At 65.5% G+C, this 18,314-nt stretch carries 21 protein-coding genes; 16 read left to right on the top strand and 5 right to left on the bottom strand.

Annotated elements, in window-relative coordinates:
- Positions 1 to 41 precede the first annotated feature (41 nt).
- The 14 genes from phnG (at position 42) to phnN (ending at position 11,700) form a co-directional block, all read left to right on the top strand.
- Positions 42 to 509: a phosphonate C-P lyase system protein PhnG gene (phnG, locus tag V1479_RS03235; RefSeq protein WP_368801644.1), complete on the top strand. Its 468-nt coding sequence runs from the start codon at positions 42 to 44 to the stop codon at positions 507 to 509.
- Positions 509 to 1,114, top strand: coding sequence for a phosphonate C-P lyase system protein PhnH (phnH, locus tag V1479_RS03230; RefSeq protein ID WP_368801643.1), 606 nt, complete (start codon positions 509 to 511; stop codon positions 1,112 to 1,114). The genes phnG and phnH overlap by 1 nt, the downstream gene beginning before the upstream one ends.
- A gap of 4 nt (positions 1,115 to 1,118) precedes the next feature.
- Complete coding sequence (locus tag V1479_RS03225; RefSeq protein WP_368801642.1) at positions 1,119 to 2,216, top strand: carbon-phosphorus lyase complex subunit; 1,098 nt, start codon at positions 1,119 to 1,121, stop codon at positions 2,214 to 2,216.
- A gap of 150 nt (positions 2,217 to 2,366) precedes the next feature.
- On the top strand, positions 2,367 to 3,233 hold the full coding sequence (locus V1479_RS03220) for an alpha-D-ribose 1-methylphosphonate 5-phosphate C-P-lyase PhnJ (RefSeq protein WP_368801641.1): 867 nt from the start codon (positions 2,367 to 2,369) through the stop codon (positions 3,231 to 3,233).
- Positions 3,223 to 4,014, top strand: coding sequence for a phosphonate C-P lyase system protein PhnK (gene phnK / locus V1479_RS03215; RefSeq protein ID WP_368801640.1), 792 nt, complete (start codon positions 3,223 to 3,225; stop codon positions 4,012 to 4,014). The genes V1479_RS03220 and phnK overlap by 11 nt, the downstream gene beginning before the upstream one ends.
- A 2-nt stretch (positions 4,015 to 4,016) precedes the next feature.
- Positions 4,017 to 4,724, top strand: a complete 708-nt coding sequence (gene phnL / locus V1479_RS03210; RefSeq protein ID WP_368801639.1) for a phosphonate C-P lyase system protein PhnL — start codon at positions 4,017 to 4,019, stop codon at positions 4,722 to 4,724.
- Positions 4,721 to 5,335 carry a DapH/DapD/GlmU-related protein gene (locus V1479_RS03205; protein WP_368801638.1) on the top strand — a complete coding sequence of 205 codons (615 nt, stop codon included), beginning with the start codon at positions 4,721 to 4,723 and terminating at the stop codon, positions 5,333 to 5,335. Before phnL ends, V1479_RS03205 begins: the two co-directional genes overlap by 4 nt.
- A 174-nt stretch (positions 5,336 to 5,509) precedes the next feature.
- A complete protein-coding gene (phnD, locus tag V1479_RS03200; protein ID WP_368801637.1) occupies positions 5,510 to 6,439 on the top strand; it encodes a phosphonate ABC transporter substrate-binding protein in 930 nt (309 codons plus the stop codon).
- 77 nt (positions 6,440 to 6,516) lie between these two features.
- Positions 6,517 to 7,368 carry a phosphonate ABC transporter ATP-binding protein gene (phnC, locus tag V1479_RS03195; protein ID WP_368801636.1) on the top strand — a complete coding sequence of 284 codons (852 nt, stop codon included), beginning with the start codon at positions 6,517 to 6,519 and terminating at the stop codon, positions 7,366 to 7,368.
- 4 nt (positions 7,369 to 7,372) lie between these two features.
- On the top strand, positions 7,373 to 8,287 hold the full coding sequence (gene phnE, locus V1479_RS03190; protein ID WP_368801635.1) for a phosphonate ABC transporter, permease protein PhnE: 915 nt from the start codon (positions 7,373 to 7,375) through the stop codon (positions 8,285 to 8,287).
- Positions 8,284 to 9,141 carry a phosphonate ABC transporter, permease protein PhnE gene (phnE, locus tag V1479_RS03185; protein WP_368801634.1) on the top strand — a complete coding sequence of 286 codons (858 nt, stop codon included), beginning with the start codon at positions 8,284 to 8,286 and terminating at the stop codon, positions 9,139 to 9,141. Before phnE (V1479_RS03190) ends, phnE (V1479_RS03185) begins: the two co-directional genes overlap by 4 nt.
- A gap of 77 nt (positions 9,142 to 9,218) precedes the next feature.
- The gene (locus tag V1479_RS03180; protein ID WP_368801633.1) at positions 9,219 to 9,938 is read left to right on the top strand and encodes a DUF1045 domain-containing protein; all 720 of its coding nucleotides are present in this window, start codon (positions 9,219 to 9,221) and stop codon (positions 9,936 to 9,938) included.
- A 2-nt stretch (positions 9,939 to 9,940) separates the two neighbouring features.
- On the top strand, positions 9,941 to 11,080 hold the full coding sequence (locus tag V1479_RS03175) for an alpha-D-ribose 1-methylphosphonate 5-triphosphate diphosphatase (RefSeq protein WP_368801632.1): 1,140 nt from the start codon (positions 9,941 to 9,943) through the stop codon (positions 11,078 to 11,080).
- Positions 11,077 to 11,700 (top strand): phosphonate metabolism protein/1,5-bisphosphokinase (PRPP-forming) PhnN, encoded by a 624-nt coding sequence (phnN, locus tag V1479_RS03170; RefSeq protein ID WP_368801631.1) that lies wholly within the window; start codon positions 11,077 to 11,079, stop codon positions 11,698 to 11,700. Before V1479_RS03175 ends, phnN begins: the two co-directional genes overlap by 4 nt.
- Here phnN and V1479_RS03165 read toward each other — a convergent pair.
- From V1479_RS03165 to V1479_RS03150, 4 genes are all read right to left on the bottom strand, one after another.
- Positions 11,653 to 12,897 (bottom strand): sensor histidine kinase, encoded by a 1,245-nt coding sequence (locus tag V1479_RS03165; protein ID WP_438620498.1) that lies wholly within the window; start codon positions 12,895 to 12,897, stop codon positions 11,653 to 11,655. The two genes, phnN and V1479_RS03165, sit on opposite strands and share 48 nt — an antisense overlap.
- Before the next feature lie 7 nt (positions 12,898 to 12,904).
- The gene (locus V1479_RS03160) at positions 12,905 to 13,603 is read right to left on the bottom strand and encodes a response regulator (RefSeq protein WP_368801629.1); all 699 of its coding nucleotides are present in this window, start codon (positions 13,601 to 13,603) and stop codon (positions 12,905 to 12,907) included.
- A 41-nt stretch (positions 13,604 to 13,644) separates the two neighbouring features.
- Positions 13,645 to 14,172: a Spy/CpxP family protein refolding chaperone gene (locus tag V1479_RS03155; RefSeq protein ID WP_368801628.1), complete on the bottom strand. Its 528-nt coding sequence runs from the start codon at positions 14,170 to 14,172 to the stop codon at positions 13,645 to 13,647.
- 132 nt (positions 14,173 to 14,304) lie between these two features.
- Positions 14,305 to 15,285 carry an NAD(P)-dependent oxidoreductase gene (locus V1479_RS03150; RefSeq protein ID WP_368801627.1) on the bottom strand — a complete coding sequence of 327 codons (981 nt, stop codon included), beginning with the start codon at positions 15,283 to 15,285 and terminating at the stop codon, positions 14,305 to 14,307.
- Between the two features lie 103 nt (positions 15,286 to 15,388).
- On the opposite strand from V1479_RS03150, the gene V1479_RS03145 reads away from it, so the two are divergent.
- Both V1479_RS03145 and V1479_RS03140 read left to right on the top strand, forming a co-directional pair.
- Positions 15,389 to 16,273 carry a LysR substrate-binding domain-containing protein gene (locus tag V1479_RS03145; RefSeq protein WP_368801980.1) on the top strand — a complete coding sequence of 295 codons (885 nt, stop codon included), beginning with the start codon at positions 15,389 to 15,391 and terminating at the stop codon, positions 16,271 to 16,273.
- Between the two features lie 76 nt (positions 16,274 to 16,349).
- On the top strand, positions 16,350 to 17,243 hold the full coding sequence (locus V1479_RS03140; protein ID WP_368801626.1) for an alpha/beta hydrolase family protein: 894 nt from the start codon (positions 16,350 to 16,352) through the stop codon (positions 17,241 to 17,243).
- On the opposite strand, the gene V1479_RS03135 is transcribed toward V1479_RS03140, so the two are convergent.
- Positions 17,225 to 18,310: an ABC transporter ATP-binding protein gene (locus tag V1479_RS03135; RefSeq protein ID WP_368801625.1), complete on the bottom strand. Its 1,086-nt coding sequence runs from the start codon at positions 18,308 to 18,310 to the stop codon at positions 17,225 to 17,227. The two genes, V1479_RS03140 and V1479_RS03135, sit on opposite strands and share 19 nt — an antisense overlap.
- Positions 18,311 to 18,314 lie beyond the last annotated feature (4 nt).

Raw genomic sequence — 18,314 nt, 5'->3', positions numbered from 1 at the left:
ATAGTTGTCTATAACAATAGACTTATTTGGAGACTTTGGCGATGCGCCATTCGAACCGGGGCGACAAGTTGGGCGAGCACCGCCGTGCGGCGATGGCAATTGTCGCTGCCGCTCCCGCCGCACAGCTCCGGCGTTGTTGGAACGAAGCCGCGATAACCGCCGAAGCGGAAACGCTGCGTGGCCCCGAAACCGGCCTTGTCGCCGTGCGCGGGCGGATCGGCGGTGGCGGTGCGCCTTTCAACGTCGGCGAAGCGACCGTGACACGAGCCACCGTGCGCCTAGCCAGCGGCGAGGTCGGCCATGCCTATCTGCTCGGCCGCGACGCCGAGCGGGCGCGGCTTGCAGCGACCGTCGACGCCCTCCTCCAGCGCGCCGACAAGGCCGGCGAGGTGGAAGAGAGGGTTCTGGCTCCGCTGCGGGCGCTGAATGCTGCCGAGGAAAACAGGCGCCGCGCGGAGACTGCTGCAACGAAGGTGGATTTCTTCACCGTCGCGCGAGGAGAGGATTGATGCACGCATCTCACATCGAAGGTGGTTTTGCAGAAACCGTGCTCGACGCGCAGGCCGCGTTTCGCGCGGTGATGGACGCCATGGCGCGGCCGGGCACTGCCAGCACGCTCGCTGGGACGGCGACGCCGCCCGCCCCGCTTACGGCAACGGCCGCGACGGTAGCCCTCACATTGTGCGACCACGATACGCCTGTGTGGCTCGACCCGGCCCTGAAGGGCTCTGCGGCCGTCACGGCATGGCTTGGCTTTCACACCGGAGCGCCGCTGGCAAGCACGTCGGCGGAGGCGCATTTCGCGCTGGTCGCAGACACAGCGGCGCTCATCGCGCTCGAGAATTTCGCGCAGGGTAGTCAGGACTACCCCGATCGCTCGGCAACCTTGATCCTGCAGGTCGACAGCCTCGACGGCGGCGCGCCGCTGCGGCTGGAAGGCCCAGGCATCGAAACCGTAGCAACACTGGCGCCGACACCGATGCCGCGCCACTTCGTCGAGCAGTGGCGGCAGAACAGCGGCCGTTTCCCGCGCGGGGTCGACCTCGTGCTTGCGGCGCCCCAGGCGCTTGCCTGCCTGCCGCGCACCACCCGTATCTCACCGGCGGAGGATTGAGCCCGTGTATGTCGCAGTCAAAGGCGGCGAGACCGCCATCCGCAACGCGCACAGGCTGCTGGACGACCGCCGGCGCGGCGACCGTTCGGTGCCGTCGATCGGCCTCGACCAGATCGTCGAGCAGCTCGCACTGGCCGTCGATCGCGTGATGGCGGAAGGCTCGCTCTACGACCGTGAGCTGGCCGCTCTGGCAGTCAAGCAGGCGCGCGGCGACATGATCGAGGCCATCTTCCTGGTACGCGCCTACCGCACCACGCTTCCGCGTTTCGGCTATACACGGCCTGTCGACACTGCCGCGATGCTGGTCGAACGGCGCGTGTCGGCAACCTACAAGGACCTGCCCGGCGGCCAGCTTCTCGGGCCTACCTTCGACTACACCCACCGACTGCTCGACCCCGAGCTCGCGGGGGACGCTTCCGTTCCGGAGCCGGAACAGCGGGACGAGCCTATGGAACCTGTTATGAGGGTTTCCTCAATCCTTGCCAGTGAAGGGCTCATCGAAGCCGATGGCGAACTTCCCGACGACCATCGTCCGGGCGACATCACGCGCGAGCCGCTCGAATTTCCGCTGGAGCGCGATACGAGGCTGCAGGCGCTGGCGCGCGGCGACGAGGGTTTCCTGCTGGCGCTCGCCTATTCGACGCAGCGCGGCTACGCGCGCTCGCACCCCTTCGTCGGCGAGGTCCGCATCGGCGAAGTCGAGCTGGAACTGGAGGTGCCCGAGCTGGACTTTGCCGTGCCGCTGGGCTCGATCCGCGTGACCGAATGCCAGATGGTCACCCAGTTCAAGGGGTCGTCGAAAGTGCCGCCGCAGTTCACGCGCGGCTACGGCTTGGTCTTCGGCCAGTCGGAGCGCAAGGCAATGGCGATGGCGCTATGCGACCGGGCGCTGCGCGCCAGCGAGTTCGGCGAAGACGTCGTAGCACCAGCGCAGGACGAGGAATTCGTTATCTCGCACTCGGACAACGTACAGGCGACCGGCTTCGTCGAACACCTGAAGCTGCCGCATTACGTCGACTTCCAGGCCGAACTGGACCTCATACGCCGAATGAGAGCAGAGCAGGCCGACGCTGCGTCCGAGCGCAAGGAAGCGGCGGAATGACCGCGCTAGACGTCCTGATCGGGTGTCCGGCGACCGCGCGCCCGCGCTGCATAACCGCGATAGATGAGGTAGGCCGTCAGCAGCAGGGCTGCGATGGCCGGTATCAGCAACAGATCCATAAGAGCCTCCTTTCAGTGAAGGAAACGCCTCATGCCGCCTAGCGTTGCACCGGCTGCGGCCGCCAGTATCGCCGCCTACAACTTCGCCTATCTGGACGAACAGACCAAGCGGATGATCCGGCGTGCGATCCTCAAGGCGATCGCCATTCCCGGCTATCAGGTGCCGTTTGCTTCGCGCGAGATGCCGATGCCCTATGGCTGGGGCACCGGCGGCGTGCAGGTGACCGCCTCGATCATCGGTCCGGACGACGTGCTCAAGGTGATCGACCAAGGTGCAGACGACACCACAAACGCGGTCTCGATCCGCGCCTTCTTCCAGAAGGTGGCGAATGTCGCGGTCACCACGCGCACGGCAGATGCCACGATTATCCAGACGCGGCACCGTATTCCCGAAAGGCCGCTGAAGGCGGGGCAGATCCTCGTCTATCAGGTGCCCATTCCCGAGCCGCTGCGCTTCCTCGAACCGCGCGAGACGGAAACACGCAAGATGCATGCGCTTGAGGAATACGGACTGATGCACGTCAAGCTCTATGAGGACATCGCCCGGCATGGCCGCATCGCCACCTCCTATGCCTATCCGGTGAAGGTAGAAGGGCGCTACGTCATGGACCCTTCGCCGACGCCGAAGTTCGATAATCCGAAGATGCACATGTCACCGGCGCTGCAGCTCTTCGGTGCCGGCCGCGAGAAGCGCATCTACGCGCTGCCGCCGTTCACCGACGTCGTCAGCCTCGACTTCGAAGACCATCCCTTCGAAATCCAGAGCTTCACCGAACCCTGCGCGCTGTGCGGCGCCAAGGGTGTCTATCTCGACGAGGTGATCCTCGACGACCAGGGCGGGCGGATGTTCGTCTGCTCGGATACCGACCATTGCGAGGAGCGGCGCGATGACCAGTGAAATCAACGACGACGAACCGCTTCTGCGCGTTTCCGGCCTGTCGAAATTCTATGGCGCGCGGGTGGGCTGCGAGGACGTCTCGTTCGAGCTGTGGCCCGGCGAGGTGCTCGCCGTCGTCGGCGAATCCGGCTCGGGCAAGACGACACTGCTCAACTGCCTCGCAACGCGACTGATCCCGTCGTCGGGCAATGTCTCCTATCGCATGCGCGACGCCGAGATGCGCGACATCTACCGCCTCAGCGAGGCGGAACGCCGTTTCCTGATGCGCACCGACTGGGGTTTCGTCCACCAGAACCCGGCAGACGGCCTGCGCATGACGGTCTCGGCCGGCGCCAATGTCGGTGAAAGGCTGATGGCGGTGGGCGAACGCAACTACGGCAGCATCCGCGGCACCGCCACCGACTGGCTCGGCCGCGTGGAGATCGCCGCCGACCGCGTCGACGACGAACCGCGCGCCTTTTCCGGCGGCATGCGCCAGCGCCTGCAGATCGCCCGCAACCTCGTCACACATCCGCGCCTGGTCTTCATGGACGAGCCGACCGGCGGCCTCGACGTGTCCGTGCAAGCTCGCCTGCTCGACCTCCTGCGCGGGCTGGTCGCAGACCTCGGCCTGTCAGCGATCGTGGTTACGCACGACCTCGCCGTCGCCCGGCTGCTTTCCCATCGGATGATGGTGATGAAGGACGGCCGCGTCATCGAGCACGGGCTGACCGACCGCGTGTTGGACGATCCGCACGCGCCATACACCCAGCTTCTCGTTTCCTCGATCCTACAGGTGTGACGATGCCGACACCGCTGGTTGTTTCCGAACTCGCCAAGACCTTCACCATGCATCTGCGCGACGGCATCGAGCTGCCGGTCGTGGAAGGCGTTTCCTTCGCGCTGCGAGCCGGCGAATGCGCGGTGCTCGGCGGGCCGTCCGGCGCCGGCAAGAGCTCCATCCTCAAGGTGCTCTACGGCAACTACTCGGTCGACACGGGCCAGATCATCGTCCAGCATCAGGGGCGGCTGGTCGACATCGCCGCAGCCGCCCCCCGCACGGTGCTAGGCGTTCGGCGCCATACGATCGGCTATGTCAGCCAGTTCCTGCGAACCCTGCCGCGCCTTGCGGCACTCGACATCGTCGCCGAGCCGTTGACCGCGCGCGGCGTGGCGGCGGCCAAGGCCCGCGACAAGGCGGCCGGCCTGCTGTCGCGCCTGAACCTGCCCGAAAAGCTGTGGTCGCTGCCGCCGGCGACCTTTTCCGGCGGCGAGCAGCAGAGGGTCAACATCGCGAGGGGCTTCATCACAGACCATCCTGTGCTGCTGCTTGACGAGCCAACGGCATCTCTCGACGCCAAGAATCGCGAGGTGGTCATCGCGCTGATCGCGGAGAAGAAGCAGGGTGGCGTGGCATTGCTCGGCATCTTTCACGATGCAGGCGTGCGTGAAGCGGTTGCGGACCGCATCATCGACGTGACCCAGTTTGCGATGAACAGGCGCGTGTCGTGACCAGACTTTCGGAAACGCCCCTCGTGCACCCAAGCGCAGAGGTGACGCAAAGCATGCTCGGTCGTTACACGGAGATCGCCGACCGCAGCCGCATGCATGAATCGACGCTCGGTGACTACTCCTACGTCATGCAGGATTGCGGCATCTGGTGCGCGACGATCGGCAAGTTCTCCAACATCGCGGCAGCCGTGCGCATCAACGCCACAAACCACCCGACATGGCGTCCGACGCTGCACCACTTCACCTATCGGGCCTCGGACTACTGGCCTGATGCCACCCATGAGGACGAGTTCTTCGCATGGCGGCGGACGAATGCAGTGACGATCGGGCACGATACCTGGCTCGGCCACGGTTCGACCGTCCTGCCGGGAGTGACGGTCGGCGACGGGGCGGTGATCGGTGCCGGCGCGGTCGTCTCGAAAGACGTCGCGTCCTACACCATCGTCGGCGGCGTGCCTGCCCGACCCATCCGCGCGCGCTTTCCGCAAGCCATCGCCGAGCGGTTCAGCGCGCTCGCCTGGTGGGACTGGGATCATGACCGGCTGCGTGCGGCGCTCGACGATTTCCGCGCGCTGTCAGCAGAAGCCTTCCTGGAAAAGCATGCCGGCTAGGCATTTGCACACATTGCGGGCCCCGCAGCGCGACCAAACTGTGAACCGTCACAAAACCGCAGAAAAAGCGTAATCGAGCTGTCGCGAAACACCGATAGGGGACTCGGCCAGCAGGCCGGAACACGTCCGGACCGCGCTTGAAAAGTTCACCCTCCAAAGCGTCTGGAGCCCGACATGTTTACCCTTCTCACCCGCACCACTGCAGCAGCAGCCATTCTCGCCTCCGCGCTCGCGACACCGGCGATCGCCCAGGACTGGAAGTCCGACCTTCCCGCTTTCCGCGTCGGCCTTCTCGGCGGCGAAAACGAAGCCGACCGCCTGCGCAAGAACGAATGCATGGTCGAGCAGCTCGGCGAAAAGCTCGGCGTGCCGGTCGAACTCTATCCGGCGTCCGACTATGCCGGCGTCATGCAGGGCCTGCTCGCTGGCCAGCTCGATGCCGCCCAGCTCGGCGCCTCGGGTTATGCCGGCATCTATCTCCAGAACCCGGAAGCCGTCGAGCCGGTCTTCGTGGCGCTCGAGAACGACGGATCCGACGGCTACTATTCGGTGATGTACACGCGCGCCGATTCCGGCATCGAGAGCATCGACGACATGAAGGGCAAGACGCTTGCCTTTGCGGACCCGAACTCGACCTCCGGCTACCTCGTGCCCAAGGCCGAGCTGGAAATGCAGGAAATCAACCTCGAGGATTATTTCGCCTCGACCGGTTTCGGCGGCGGACATGAGCAGGCGGTCGTCGCCGTTCTGAACGGCCAGTACGACGCCGGCGTCACCTGGACCTCGGGCGTCGGCGAAGAGTCCGAAGGCTTCAGCCGCGGCGCGCTGCGTTCGATGGTCGACAAGGACCTGCTCGACATGTCCGACCTGCGCATCATCTGGCAGTCGAACCTGATCCCCAACGGCCCGTGGGTCGTGCGCAAGGACGCGCCGCAGGAAGCCAAGGACATCGCCATCGCCTGGATGGAGACGCTGAACGAGACCGACTACCAGTGCTACGTCGACGTGTCCCAGGGCGAAGGCCAGGGCTTCAAGCGCGTGGATCACGAGTTCTTCACCAACGTCGTCGAGATGCGCCGCCGCGAGCTCGAAGGCTCCCGCTAAATCTCCCTGACATCGCCGGCCGCCGTCCATCTGGACGGCGGCCGCCTCGTATTCGGGCTGGACGAACGGAGCCGCCAATGCTGACGACCGAGAAACTCACCAAGAGCTTCAAGACCCGCAATGCGGTCTCCGACGTCTCGCTTTCCATACCGCAGGGCCAGATGGTCGGCGTCATCGGCCGCTCCGGCGCCGGCAAGTCGACACTGTTGCGCATGGTCAACAGGCTGGCCGAACCAACCGACGGCCGCATCACCTTCGAAGGCCGGGACGTGACCGCGCTGCGCGGCAGCGCGCTGCTCGAATGGCGCGCGACCTGCGCCATGGTCTTCCAGCAATTCAATCTCGTCGGCCGCCTCGACGTGCTGACCAACGTCTTGACCGGCCGGCTCTATCACCACGGCTTCGTCGCCTCGATGCTGCAGCTCTTCACCGCTTCGGAGCGCGCCTTCGCGATCCGCGCGCTCGACCGGCTCGGCATGGCGCATACCGCACTCCAGCAGGCCGACACACTTTCGGGTGGGCAGATGCAGCGCGTGGCGATCGCCCGCGCGCTGGTGCAGGAGCCGCGCATCCTGCTTGCCGACGAGCCCATCGCCTCACTCGATCCGCTCAACGCCAAGGTGGTGATGGACGCACTGCGCACCATCAACCGCGAGGACGGTATCACCGTCGTCTGCAATCTGCACACGCTCGACACCGCGCGCTCCTACTGCGACCGCATCATCGGCCTGAAGGACGGCGTGCTGGTCTTCGACGGCACGCCCGAAATGCTGACGCAGGAGATGGCGCGGGAAATCTACGGTGCCGAAGCCGACGGCGCGTTTGCCGAAGGCCTGACCTCGACTTCGCTGGGTGGCGTACCCGCCAAGCAGCGCCTGACCGAGCGCGACCTGGCAAAGAACGCGCAACTCGGCATGGCGGCGAGCTGAGCAGATGGCCGCCATGACATATTCCGGCGACGACACGGTTGCCGAATTCGAACGGCACCGCGCCGAACTGCTGCGCAGCAAGCGCGCGATAACAGCGCTGTTCGTGGTGCTTTTTCTCGCCGCACTCGTTGCGTCGATCTATGTTTCGCGCTTCTACCCGGATCGTCTCGCGTCCGGTCTGCCGCGCATCTTCGAATATTTCGGCACGATCATGCCGAACCTCGAGCTCGACAAGCTGTTCCTGTCGCGCGGCGACGACGGGCGCGCGATTCCCGGATCGATCGCCTACTGGTATTCGGATTTCTGGACCTACATCCAGCTCATCATCGAAACCATCTTCATGGCGCTGACGGCGACGATCATCGGAGCCGCGGGCGCCTTCCTGCTTTGCTTCCCGGCAGCGCGCAACCTCGCGCCCAACAGCGTCGTCTTCCAGATCTCCCGGCGCTTCATGGAAATCTGCCGCGGCGTGCCTGAAATCCTCTACGCGCTGGTGCTGGTCTTCGCCATCGGCATCGGCCCGCTGGCCGGCGTGGTCGCCATCGCCATCCACACCGCAGGCGCACTCGGCAAGCTCTTCGCCGAGGTCAACGAGAACGCTTCGCTGCGCCCTGTGGAAGGCATTCGCGGCGCGGGCGGCAACTGGTTCGAGGAGATGCGCTACGGCGTCGTCCCGCAGGTGATGCCGAACTTCATCTCCTACACGCTGCTGCGTTTCGAGATCAACGTGCGCGCGTCCTCGATTGTCGGCTTCGTTGGTGCCGGCGGCATCGGTACAGAGCTCAATCGCGTCATCAGCCTCTATTCCGATGACCGCGTCGTGGCCGTTCTGCTGCTCATCGTTCTGACCGTCACACTCATCGACCTCCTGTCGGAGCGCCTGCGCACGCACTTCATCGGCAAGGAACATTTCGCATGACCGCCGCAACTCTGGCCGGCATCGGCCCGGACGAGATCGCCAGCGTCCGACGCATGCACCCGCGGGCTTTCGGCTCGTGGCGAGGCAAGCTGGTCCAATGGGCCGTATGGGTCGGCGTCATTGCCTACGTTATCGGCTCGCTTTGGTACTTCGACGTCTGGAAATTCGCCTATGCGTCGGACCGGGTCTGGCGGTTGATCGCGGCGATGTTCACCTGGAAGGACATGGAGACCTGGCGCTACGCCGACATCTATACCGGCATCGCGCAGACGCTCGCTATGGCGTTTCTCGGCACGATGCTTGCTTCCCTTGCAGCCTTGTTCATCGGCTTCTTCGCAGCCCGCAACACAATGCCCTTCGGCCCGCTTCGCCACCTGGTGCGCCGGCTGCTCGATGTGCTGCGCGGCGTCGACCAGCTCATCTGGGGTCTGGTGTTCGTCCGTGCCGTGGGGCTCGGACCGCTGGCCGGTGTGCTCGCCATCTTCGTCTCCGACACCGGCACGCTGTCAAAGCTCTACTCGGAAGCGATCGAGAACATCGACCGCAAGCAGGTCGAGGGCGTTCGCGCCACCGGCGCAGGGCCGATCAAGGTGGTGCGCTACGGCTACCTGCCGCAGGTGCTGCCGGTGTTCATCTCGCAGTCGCTCTATTTCTTCGAGTCGAGCACCCGCAGCGCAACGATCCTCGGCCTCGTCGGCGCCGGCGGCATTGGCATGATCATTATCGAGCGCTTCCGCGCCAACCTGTTCGATCAGGTCGCGTTCGTGGTGCTCAACGTACTCGTCTGCATCTTCGTGATCGACTGGCTGTCGCGGAAGATCCGCGAGCGGTTCATCGGCGAGACATCTCACTAAAGCCGACGGACAGTCGTCAACCTGTCACGTGACTCGCCTAAAGCACGGGTCGATGTGTGACAGGGCAGGATGCGACCATGCGCTATGCGATCTATTACACGCCGGCCGAGCGTGATCCGCTGACGGAGCTTGCCACGAGCTGGCTCGGGCGCTCCGCTTTCACCGGCAAGAGCACGCCGCCGCGCGCGACCGGCAGGCTGCCTGCGGCCGAGGTCGCCTATCACACCGCGGCGGCGCGGCGCTACGGCTTCCATGGCACGATCCTTGCGCCCTTCACCCTTGCGGACGGCGAGAGCGAGCATGGCCTGCGCGCAGCACTGGATGCGTTCTGCGAGGCGCAGGATGCGTTCTGCGTACCGCGCGTAGTTATCACCCGGCTCGACGGTTTCTTCGCGCTTGTCCCCGAGACGCCCAGTCCAGCGCTGAACGGTCTCGCGCGCGACGTGGTGGTGGCGTTCGACCGTTTCCGCGCGCCGCTGAGCGAAGCCGAACGCGCACGGCGCAGCGCCACACATCTCTCGCCGTCACAACTGCGCAACCTCATGCAGTGGGGCTATCCCTACGTGTTCGAGGACTTCCGCTTCCACATGACGCTGACCGGCCGCGTCGATGAGGCAGAGGCCGTACGCGTGCATCGCGCCATCGAAGAGCATTTCGGACCGGTGCTGGAAGAGCCGCTGGAAGTCGGCTCGCTCGCGCTCTTCCTGGAGACGGAGCCTGGGGCCCCGTTCGTGGTGCGCTCCTTCCATCAGTTCGACCTCGTCCCCGAAAGCGAAACGCAAAGAAAGACTGCCTGACCATGCCTGCCGAAGCGAGTTTCCGGAACGCCCGCATCGTCCTTGCCGACGAGATTATCGAGGGCAGCCTCACCGTCGCGGACGGCACGATCGCGGCGGTCGATACGGCCGGCGGCTCGATCGGAGAGGATTTCGAAGGCGACTTCCTGGTGCCCGGCCTCGTGGAACTGCATACCGATCATCTCGAAGGGCACTACGCGCCGCGCCCGGGCGTACGCTGGAACGCCGTTGCGGCAGTGCAGGCACACGATGCCCAGATCGCCGCCTCGGGCATCACCACGGTCTTCGATTGCCTGCGCATGGGGTCGGAGGGCACCGACGGCTTCGCCAAGGGCGAGATGCGGGAGCTTGCAGACGCCATCGACCAGGCGCAGCGGGAAGACAGGCTGCGCGCGGAACACTTCATCCACCTGCGCTGCGAGGTCTCGACGCCGGACGTGCTCAGCGATTTCGAAGCCTTCCGCGCCGAGCGTCGAGTGCGGCTCGCCTCGCTGATGGACCATGCGCCGGGCCAGCGGCAGTTCCAGACGATGGGCCAGTATGAGCTCTACTACAAGACGAAACGCGGCCTGAGCGACGAAGCGTTCGCGCGCTATGTCGAGATGCGTCAGGAGCAGTCGGCGCGTTTCTCCGCTCCCCACCGCAAGGCGATTGCCGAGCACTGCCGCGCCAACGGCGTCACGCTCGCCAGTCATGACGATGCAACGCTCGACCATGTGGGCGAAGCGCTTGATGACGGCGTCAGGCTTGCCGAGTTCCCAACCTCGCTGGACGCCGCGCGCGCATCCCACGAGGCAGGCATGAGCGTGCTGATGGGTGCGCCCAACATCGTGCGCGGCGGATCACATTCCGGCAACATCGCCGCGCGCGACCTCGCCGAGGCGGGGCTGCTCGACGTGCTCTCGTCCGACTACGTTCCGTCAAGCCTGCTGCATGGCGCCTTCAAGCTCGCCGAGGATGTCGAAACGATCAGCCTTCCGCAGGCGCTGGCACTGGTGACGCGGCGGCCGGCTGAAACGGTTGGCTTGAGCGACCGCGGCGAGATCGCGCCGGGCAAGCGCGCCGACCTGCTGCGCGTGCGCTGGCACGGCGGCGTGCCGGTGGTGCGCGGTGTCTGGCGCGAGGGCAGGCGCGTCGCATGAACGAAGAGCCGCTCGGCCCGGGCGTTTTCATTCCGGTGATCGGCCCCAGCGGTGCCGGCAAGGATTCACTCATCGCCCGCGCCCGGCAGCATCTCGACAGTCGACCCGGCTTTCTGTTTGCGCGGCGGATCGTGACGCGCCCTAGTAGCCCCGACGCCGAAGACCACGACACGCTGGACACCGCCTCCTTCGCCGAAGCCGAGGCCGCCGGCGCCTTCGCCCTTGCATGGCGCTCGCATGGCCTGTCGTATGGCATCCCGGTGAGCATCGACAAGACCATCCTCGACGGCGGCGTGGTCGTGGCCAACGTCTCGCGCGGCGTGGTCGCGGCGATCCGCCAGCGTTACCGGAACACGTTGCCGGTCCTCATCACCGTATCGAGGGATGTGCTTGCGGCACGTCTCGCAACGCGCGGGCGCGAGACAGCCGACGAGATCGCCAGCCGCATCCGACGCAACGACGAATATGGAACACTCGACGCAGACTGCCATGTCGTCGACAACAGCGGTGCGCTGGACGAAGCCGCCGCGCAGTTCACCCAGATCATCGAGACGGCGCGGGAGCGGGACCTGCTAGTCCGCGGCGGGAAACGAAACCGTGAAGCGGGTGCCCCCGCCTGACGGCCGTTCATGGCGGACGGTGGCGCCGTGGCGTTCGGCGATCTGCCGCACCAACGCCAGACCGAGACCCCATCCGCCCGCCGCTTCGGCGCGACCTGTCGGGCGGTAGAATGGCTCGAACACCCGCTCGCCCTCGCCGTCGGCGATGCCGTCGCCATGGTCGCTCACGGAGAGTTCCACTGTTTCGCCTAGCTTGCGCACTTGCGCGTCGAACGGCGCAGCGCCGTGGCGCTGGGCATTCTGCATGAGGTTGCGCACCAGCCGTGCGAGAAGCCGGGGATCGCCTTTAACGATCGCGGCATCCCCGGTCACGCCGATGCCGTGCCGCGCTCCCTCTTCCGCCGCCAGCGCAAGCAGGTCGACGCTTTGCGACAGGTCGACCGGCTGATTGTGATCGAGCCGGCTCGACAGCAGGATTTCCTCAACCAGTTCGTCCAGCTCGGCGAGGTTGCGGACAATCTCTTCCTTGCGCGCTTCTCCCGGCTGCTGCTCGTAGAGATCGATCGCCATCCGAAGCCGCGCCAGCGGCGACCGCAATTCATGGCTGGCATTGGCAAGCAGCGAACGGTGCGCAGCGATCAGCTTTTCGATTCGCTCCGCCGCCCTGTTGAAGGTGGCGGATACCGCCGCGACCTCATCCTTGCCCTTGACCGGCACGCGCAGCGCCAGATCGCCCTGGCCCCACGCCTCGACACCATGGCGCAAACGCTCCAGACGCCGCGTCAGATGCCGCACGATCGGCCACGCGGCGATGGCCGTGACACCTGCGATCAACGCCAGCCAGACCAGGGCATTGGTACGGGATGGTCCGAACGGGATGCCGACCCGCGCCGCAAGCACTCGACCGTCCGGCAGGCGGGTGACGAAATGACGGAGCTTGCCTTTGCGATAGGACTGCCAGGAGTGCTCACGAGGAAACGCCAACGGTTCTCCAACCGTGGCGATGGTGTCGCCATCACTCTCGAACAGGGCGATGTCGGCCTTGAACGCCTCGCCCAGGCGGCGCACGACGATCCGGGTTTCTGCCGGGTCGGCTTCGGCCGGCAGCAATGCGGCCAACACGGCGTCGCGCCGCCCGCTCCAGCCGCGCTCGTCCTCGTCGTCACTGAAATGCACGAACATGCCGCTTGCCAGAGCCAGGACAACCAGGCTCGCCAGCAAGGTCAGGTACACTTTCAGAAACAGGCTGTGACGCATGACCCGCCTACCCATCGTCATCCTGCCTGCGCGCGAAGACGTAACCGGCGCCACGGACGGTCACGATGCGGCGCGGACTTTTCGGATCGTCCTCGATCGCTGCCCGGATGCGCGAAATGTGGACATCGATCGAGCGGTCGAAGACATCGAATGCCTGCCCCTTCAACTGGTCCACGAGCTGCTCGCGGGTGAGCGTGCGCCCGGCATTTTCGGCGAGTACGACGAGAAGGTCGAACTGATGACCGGTCATCACGCAGTCGCGCCCGTCGACGCGCGCCATGCGCGAGGCAGGATCGATCTCCAGCCTGCCGAAGCGCAGGACCTTGCCCTCAGGCACCGCACCGGTCCGGCGGCGCAGGATCGCCCGGATGCGCGCGAGAAGCTCGCGCGGATTGAACGGCTTGGGCAGATAATCGTCGGCCCCAAGTTCCAGCCCGACGATGCGATCCGTCTCCTCGCCCTTCGCGGTGAGCATCAGGATCGGCACATCGGAAACCGCGCGGATGCGCCGGCAGGTCTCGAAGCCGTCGAAATCGGGCAGCATCACGTCGAGGATCACCGCGTCGGGCGGGTCGCGCGTGAGCTGCGCGAGACCGGCCCCGGCCGTCGGGGCGGAGCGCACGGAAAAGCCGTTGCCGGTCAGGTAATCGGACAGCATGGCGGAGAGCCGCGTGTCGTCGTCGACGATCAGAATCTCGTCCGCCATGCTTCGTGCTGTCTCCGGTTCGGCCTTGCCGGCCGATCCTATCACCGACGGCCGAACCTGCGCTCCTCAAAATTCTCGATCAGCTTGGCGCGCTGCTCTGGCGTCAGCACTTCGGCGGCCTCGATCAGCGCGGCGGTCATCTTCCGCGACGCGTCGTCAAGCATGGCGATGCGCTCGGCGCGCAGCGTCTCGGCGGCCTCGCGATCGAGCGTGGCAGCGCCGATGAGCTCGGCCACGGCTTCGCGTGTGCCGCGGAACTCGCGCATCATCGGGCGCAGTTCGGCTCGCGCCTCGTCGATGATCGCCCAGATCTTCTCTTCCTGCTCGGCCGTCACATCGACCGCATCGAGCGCGCGGGCAAAGCCATGGCCGGCAAAGCCCATGCCATGGTTCATGCCGGTCTTGACGACGTAGTGACCCATCCCATCAGCGACGCCCGTGGCAGTCGCCACGCCGATGCCTCCGGCTGCAACAGCGGCAATGCCGCCGGCGACCATCAGGCCTCGCGCGAAGCGCCTGCCCTTCGATGCCGGTTCGATAATCTCGATCTTGTGCTCGTCACGTTCCATCGTCCGTTCCTTCCGTTGAGTGGCCGCGGCAGCGGCAGCACGGACAACTTAGACCGGGACTGTTTCCGCCGTTGCCGGGGTTCGTGAAGAAATGTAAAGCGCCATGGCGGATACGCGGCCGCCTGATCGCTTTCAGCCACAATTGTCGTCGCGCTTGCGCGAGGCGACCACGCGGTAAAGGCCCGCAATATCGTTGCCGCCGAAACCGCAGGCGATGCGATGGGCCATCAGCGCCCGCATCGGCACGATCAGACCCGAGTCCACGCCCTGGGCGTTCGATGTCGCGATGATGTTTTCGATCGCCACGGCCTGCATGGCCAGATTGGAACCGTCGGCGGCGGCGTAATTGTGCGTGTCGATCTGACGGGCGATCTCGGGCAGCACGCCCGTCATCGCATTCAGCCACGGCACGAGCATCTCGGTGAACCGCCCCGCTTCGACCTTTTCGCTGCCTGCGAGTGCCGTGGCATGGAGGAAGCCGCCGAACAGGCCGTACATGGCCGATAGCAGCGCCAGATCGTAAAGTGGCGCGAGGCCTGCATCCGGCCCAAGAAACTGCGTAGCCCCCAGAATCTCCAGCGTCTGACGATAGTCGTCGAACGCTTCTGCGGTTCCGCTGTAGAGAATGAATGCGTCGGGGCTGCCGATCATCGGCGGTACCGCCATGATGCCGCCGTCGATGTAGCTCGCGCCTTGATCCTCGACCCAGGTCGCGATGTCGCGTGCGTCCTGCGGGGTGCCGTTGGTGAGATTGACGATGGTGCGCCCCACGAGTTGATCCACCGCGCCCGACAGCACATCGCGAACGGCGGCATAGTCGAGAAGGCAGATTATGACCAAAGGTGCTGCGCCAATCGCCTCGGCGGCGGAACCGGCGATACCGGCACCGCGACCGGCAAACGGGGCGGCCTTTTCGGCAGAGCGGTTCCAGACCGTGACTTCTCGCCCGGCTCCGAGAAGGGCTTCTGCAAGGGCCGCGCCCATCGCGCCGAGGCCGAGCACTGAAATCCAGTGCCCTGAGCTGCTGTGACCATGGCCCGGTCCAGTATCAGCGGGCTCCGGATCTGGCCGGTTGGGCGTTGCAGTCGAATGGTCGTCATGCGGTTCAAACATCGTCCGGTTCCTGAAAGATTGTCGTAGTCCGCAAGATGGTTTTGTGGACGATCAAGCGCCAGTCCGCTATTCATGGACCAACCGTGCATATCCGTGGACGCCGATGCTCAATCTCAACGATCTCCATCTGTTCGTCCGTGTCGTCGACCATGGCAGCTTCGCTGCCGCGGGGCGCGCGCTTGGCCTGCCGAAATCGACGCTCTCCAAGCGCGTGGGCGAACTGGAAAGGAGCCTGGGCGTGAGGCTCATCCAGCGCACTTCACGTTCGTTCACGGTGACCGAGCTCGGGCAGGACCTCTATCGGCACGCGGCGGCGATGGTGATCGAGGCGGAAACAGCCGAAGGGCTGGTGCGCGGGCGGATGGCCGAGCCGAGCGGAACCGTGCGCATCACCGCCTCGGTGCCGACGGCGCAGATTTCTCTCGCTCCCGTGCTGCCGGATCTCGCGCGGGCCTACCCGCGGATCACCGTCCTCGCCTCGGCCACAGACCGGTTTGTCGACATCGTGCAGGAAGGCTTCGACATCGCGTTGCGCTCGCATTTTTCGCCATTGCCGGATTCGGGGCTGGTGCAGCGGAAGCTTGGCACCGATCCTGGATGGCTGGTCGCTTCTCCTGCCTATCTCGACGCGCGTGGCAGACCGGGAGCCCCGGACGAGATCAGCCGGCATGACGGGCTGCTTACAGCCCCTTCCCAACCCTCATGGCAGCTCGAAGGCGAAGACGGAGCGGCAGAGGCCGTGCCGCAGGCACGTTTCTTCGCAGACGAATCGATGATCCTGCTGGAAGCCGCAGCAGCCGGTCTCGGCATCGCATGCCTGCCGACCAAGCTTTGCCGGCAGAGCGTCGATCAGGGACGGCTGGAACGCGTGCTGCCGCGCTGGAGTACGCCGGGTGTCACCACGACACTGCTGATGCCGCACCGGCGCGGCCAGTTGCCTTCCGTGCGTGCCGTCGCGGATTTCCTCATCGAGAAGCTCACAATGTGAGCCCGGCCCTACGTTTTCAGTCGCCCGCAGCGGCTGCGCGTGGTTGAATCGTCAGGACCACGCGGGAGGCATTGGCTTGGCTGATAGAGATACGTTGAGGCGATCGTTCGAGATCGGAGGGCATGGATTGCGCGAGGTGTCGCGAGAGACATCAGAGGCGGACGGATATATCGTCGAACGCGTCGGATTCGAGACGCATGCCGGTGAAGCGGTGCGCGGACTTGTGACGCGGCCACCGGACGCTGTGCGTGCGCCAGCCATCCTCTATCTCCACGCCCATGGCGGGCGCTACGGCATCGGCTCGAACGAGTTGCTGGACGGGCGGCCTGCCCTGCAATCACCGCTCGGCCCGGTGCTGGCGGCCATGGGTTTCGTGACGCTGGCCATCGACATGCCGTGCTTCGGCGAGCGCGCGACCGTCACCGAAAGCGCACTATCGAAAGCGTTGCTGTGGCAGGGCAAGTCGCTGGCCGGGCAGATGCTTGGCGAGCAGGCGGCCGCGCTCGACTGGCTGGCCGCCCGCGAAGATGTGGACGCGCGGCGCATCGGCGCATTCGGCATCTCGATGGGCGCGACCTTCGGCTACTGGCTAGCCGCCGTGGATCCGCGCATCGCCTGCGTGGCGCATCTGTGCTGCTATGCCGATTTCGGCGCGCTGATCGAGACCGAAGCGCACGACCTGCACGGCATCTACCTGACAATCCCTGGCCTACTGCGACAAGCGTCCAATGGCGAGATAGCCGGGCTGGTTTCACCCCGCCCGCAACTGATCTGCATCAGCGACCAGGACCCGCTGACGCCGCCGGCGGCAGTCGACATCGCGCTGGTGCAAACTCGTGCTGCCTATGCCGCCGCCGGTGCTTCCGACAGATTGAGCCTGCACCGCGAACCGGAAACCGGGCATTGCGAGAGCCCGGCGATGCGCGCGGCGGTCCTTGCCTTCTTCGCCGATCAGTTCGCGGCCGGCTGAATCCTGACGCCATCCTTGTCAAAAAGATGAAGGTCAGCCGAATCGAGGCTGAAACGGGCAGTTTCCCCCGCCGCGACGTCATGCTGGCCCGACAGAACTGCGAGCAGGCTCTGCCCGCCCGTCGTGCGCGTGTGAACCACCGTCTCGGAGCCCAGGGCCTCGACCAGCGACACTTCGGCCGTCATGCCCTCGCCACCGTCCACCAGCCGTAGCTGATGCGGGCGAAGCCCCAGCGTTATTTCGTCGCCAGCCGAAGCCGCAACCGCTTCCACTTCGAGCGAACCGGCGCCTTCGAGATCCAGCCGCGTGCGACCGTCTTTCGTCCAACCTATTTTTGCCGGCAAAAAATTCATGCGCGGCGCGCCGATGAAACCAGCGACGAACAGGTTGGCCGGACGATTATAAAGCTCCAGCGGGGTGCCGACCTGCTCGATCCGGCCTGCGCGCAGGACAACGATGCGATCGGCAAGCGTCATCGCCTCGGTCTGATCGTGGGTGACGTAGATCATCGTTGCCGACAGACGCTCATGCAACGCGGCAAGCTCGGCGCGCGTGGAAATGCGCAGTTCGGCGTCGAGGTTCGACAACGGTTCGTCGAGCAGGAATGCCGTCGGATTGCGCACGATCGCCCGGCCGATGGCGACGCGCTGGCGCTGGCCACCGGAGAGTTGGCCGGGGCGGCGGTCGAGATAGGGGGCGATTTCGAGCATGCGGGCTGCTTCCGCGATGCGCTGATCGATCTCCGCGCGCGGCATGCGGGCGTTCTCGAGCCCGAAGGCGAGGTTCTGGCGCACGCTCATATGCGGATAAAGCGCGTAGGACTGGAACACCATTGCCAGTCCGCGATCGGCCGCCGCCACACGGGTGACGTCCTCATCGTTAATCGCGATGATGCCTTTGGTGGGCCGATCGAGCCCAGCGATCAGGCGCAGCAGGGTCGACTTGCCACAACCGGACGGGCCGACGAAGACGACCAGTTCGCCGTCGCGGATGTCGAGATCGATGTCGTGCAGCACCTGTACCTGCCCGAAAGACCTCGATACGCCGGTTAGGGTGATACGGCTCATGAGC

The sequence above is a fragment of the Neoaquamicrobium sediminum genome, assembly GCF_040970315.1.
Lineage (GTDB): Bacteria > Pseudomonadota > Alphaproteobacteria > Rhizobiales > Rhizobiaceae > Aerobium > Aerobium sediminum.
This window is presented reverse-complemented; position numbering and strand designations above follow the sequence as displayed.

Excerpts from the sequence above, each read along its gene's own strand:
- V1479_RS03150 (WP_368801627.1), bottom strand. The coding sequence starts at position 15,285 with ATGTTTGAACCGCATGACGACCATTCGACTGCAACGCCCAACCGGCCA.
- phnK (WP_368801640.1), top strand. The coding sequence starts at position 3,223 with ATGACCAGTGAAATCAACGACGACGAACCGCTTCTGCGCGTTTCCGGC.
- phnC (WP_368801636.1), top strand. The coding sequence starts at position 6,517 with ATGCTGACGACCGAGAAACTCACCAAGAGCTTCAAGACCCGCAATGCG.
- V1479_RS03180 (WP_368801633.1), top strand. The coding sequence starts at position 9,219 with ATGCGCTATGCGATCTATTACACGCCGGCCGAGCGTGATCCGCTGACG.
- V1479_RS03175 (WP_368801632.1), top strand. The coding sequence starts at position 9,941 with ATGCCTGCCGAAGCGAGTTTCCGGAACGCCCGCATCGTCCTTGCCGAC.
- phnG (WP_368801644.1), top strand. The coding sequence starts at position 42 with ATGCGCCATTCGAACCGGGGCGACAAGTTGGGCGAGCACCGCCGTGCG.
- phnE (WP_368801634.1), top strand. The coding sequence starts at position 8,284 with ATGACCGCCGCAACTCTGGCCGGCATCGGCCCGGACGAGATCGCCAGC.
- V1479_RS03160 (WP_368801629.1), bottom strand. The coding sequence starts at position 13,603 with ATGGCGGACGAGATTCTGATCGTCGACGACGACACGCGGCTCTCCGCC.
- V1479_RS03165 (WP_438620498.1), bottom strand. The coding sequence starts at position 12,897 with ATGCGTCACAGCCTGTTTCTGAAAGTGTACCTGACCTTGCTGGCGAGC.
- phnE (WP_368801635.1), top strand. The coding sequence starts at position 7,373 with ATGGCCGCCATGACATATTCCGGCGACGACACGGTTGCCGAATTCGAA.
- V1479_RS03220 (WP_368801641.1), top strand. The coding sequence starts at position 2,367 with ATGCCGCCTAGCGTTGCACCGGCTGCGGCCGCCAGTATCGCCGCCTAC.
- V1479_RS03155 (WP_368801628.1), bottom strand. The coding sequence starts at position 14,172 with ATGGAACGTGACGAGCACAAGATCGAGATTATCGAACCGGCATCGAAG.
- phnN (WP_368801631.1), top strand. The coding sequence starts at position 11,077 with ATGAACGAAGAGCCGCTCGGCCCGGGCGTTTTCATTCCGGTGATCGGC.
- phnH (WP_368801643.1), top strand. The coding sequence starts at position 509 with ATGCACGCATCTCACATCGAAGGTGGTTTTGCAGAAACCGTGCTCGAC.
- V1479_RS03135 (WP_368801625.1), bottom strand. The coding sequence starts at position 18,310 with ATGAGCCGTATCACCCTAACCGGCGTATCGAGGTCTTTCGGGCAGGTA.
- phnD (WP_368801637.1), top strand. The coding sequence starts at position 5,510 with ATGTTTACCCTTCTCACCCGCACCACTGCAGCAGCAGCCATTCTCGCC.
- V1479_RS03145 (WP_368801980.1), top strand. The coding sequence starts at position 15,389 with ATGCTCAATCTCAACGATCTCCATCTGTTCGTCCGTGTCGTCGACCAT.
- phnL (WP_368801639.1), top strand. The coding sequence starts at position 4,017 with ATGCCGACACCGCTGGTTGTTTCCGAACTCGCCAAGACCTTCACCATG.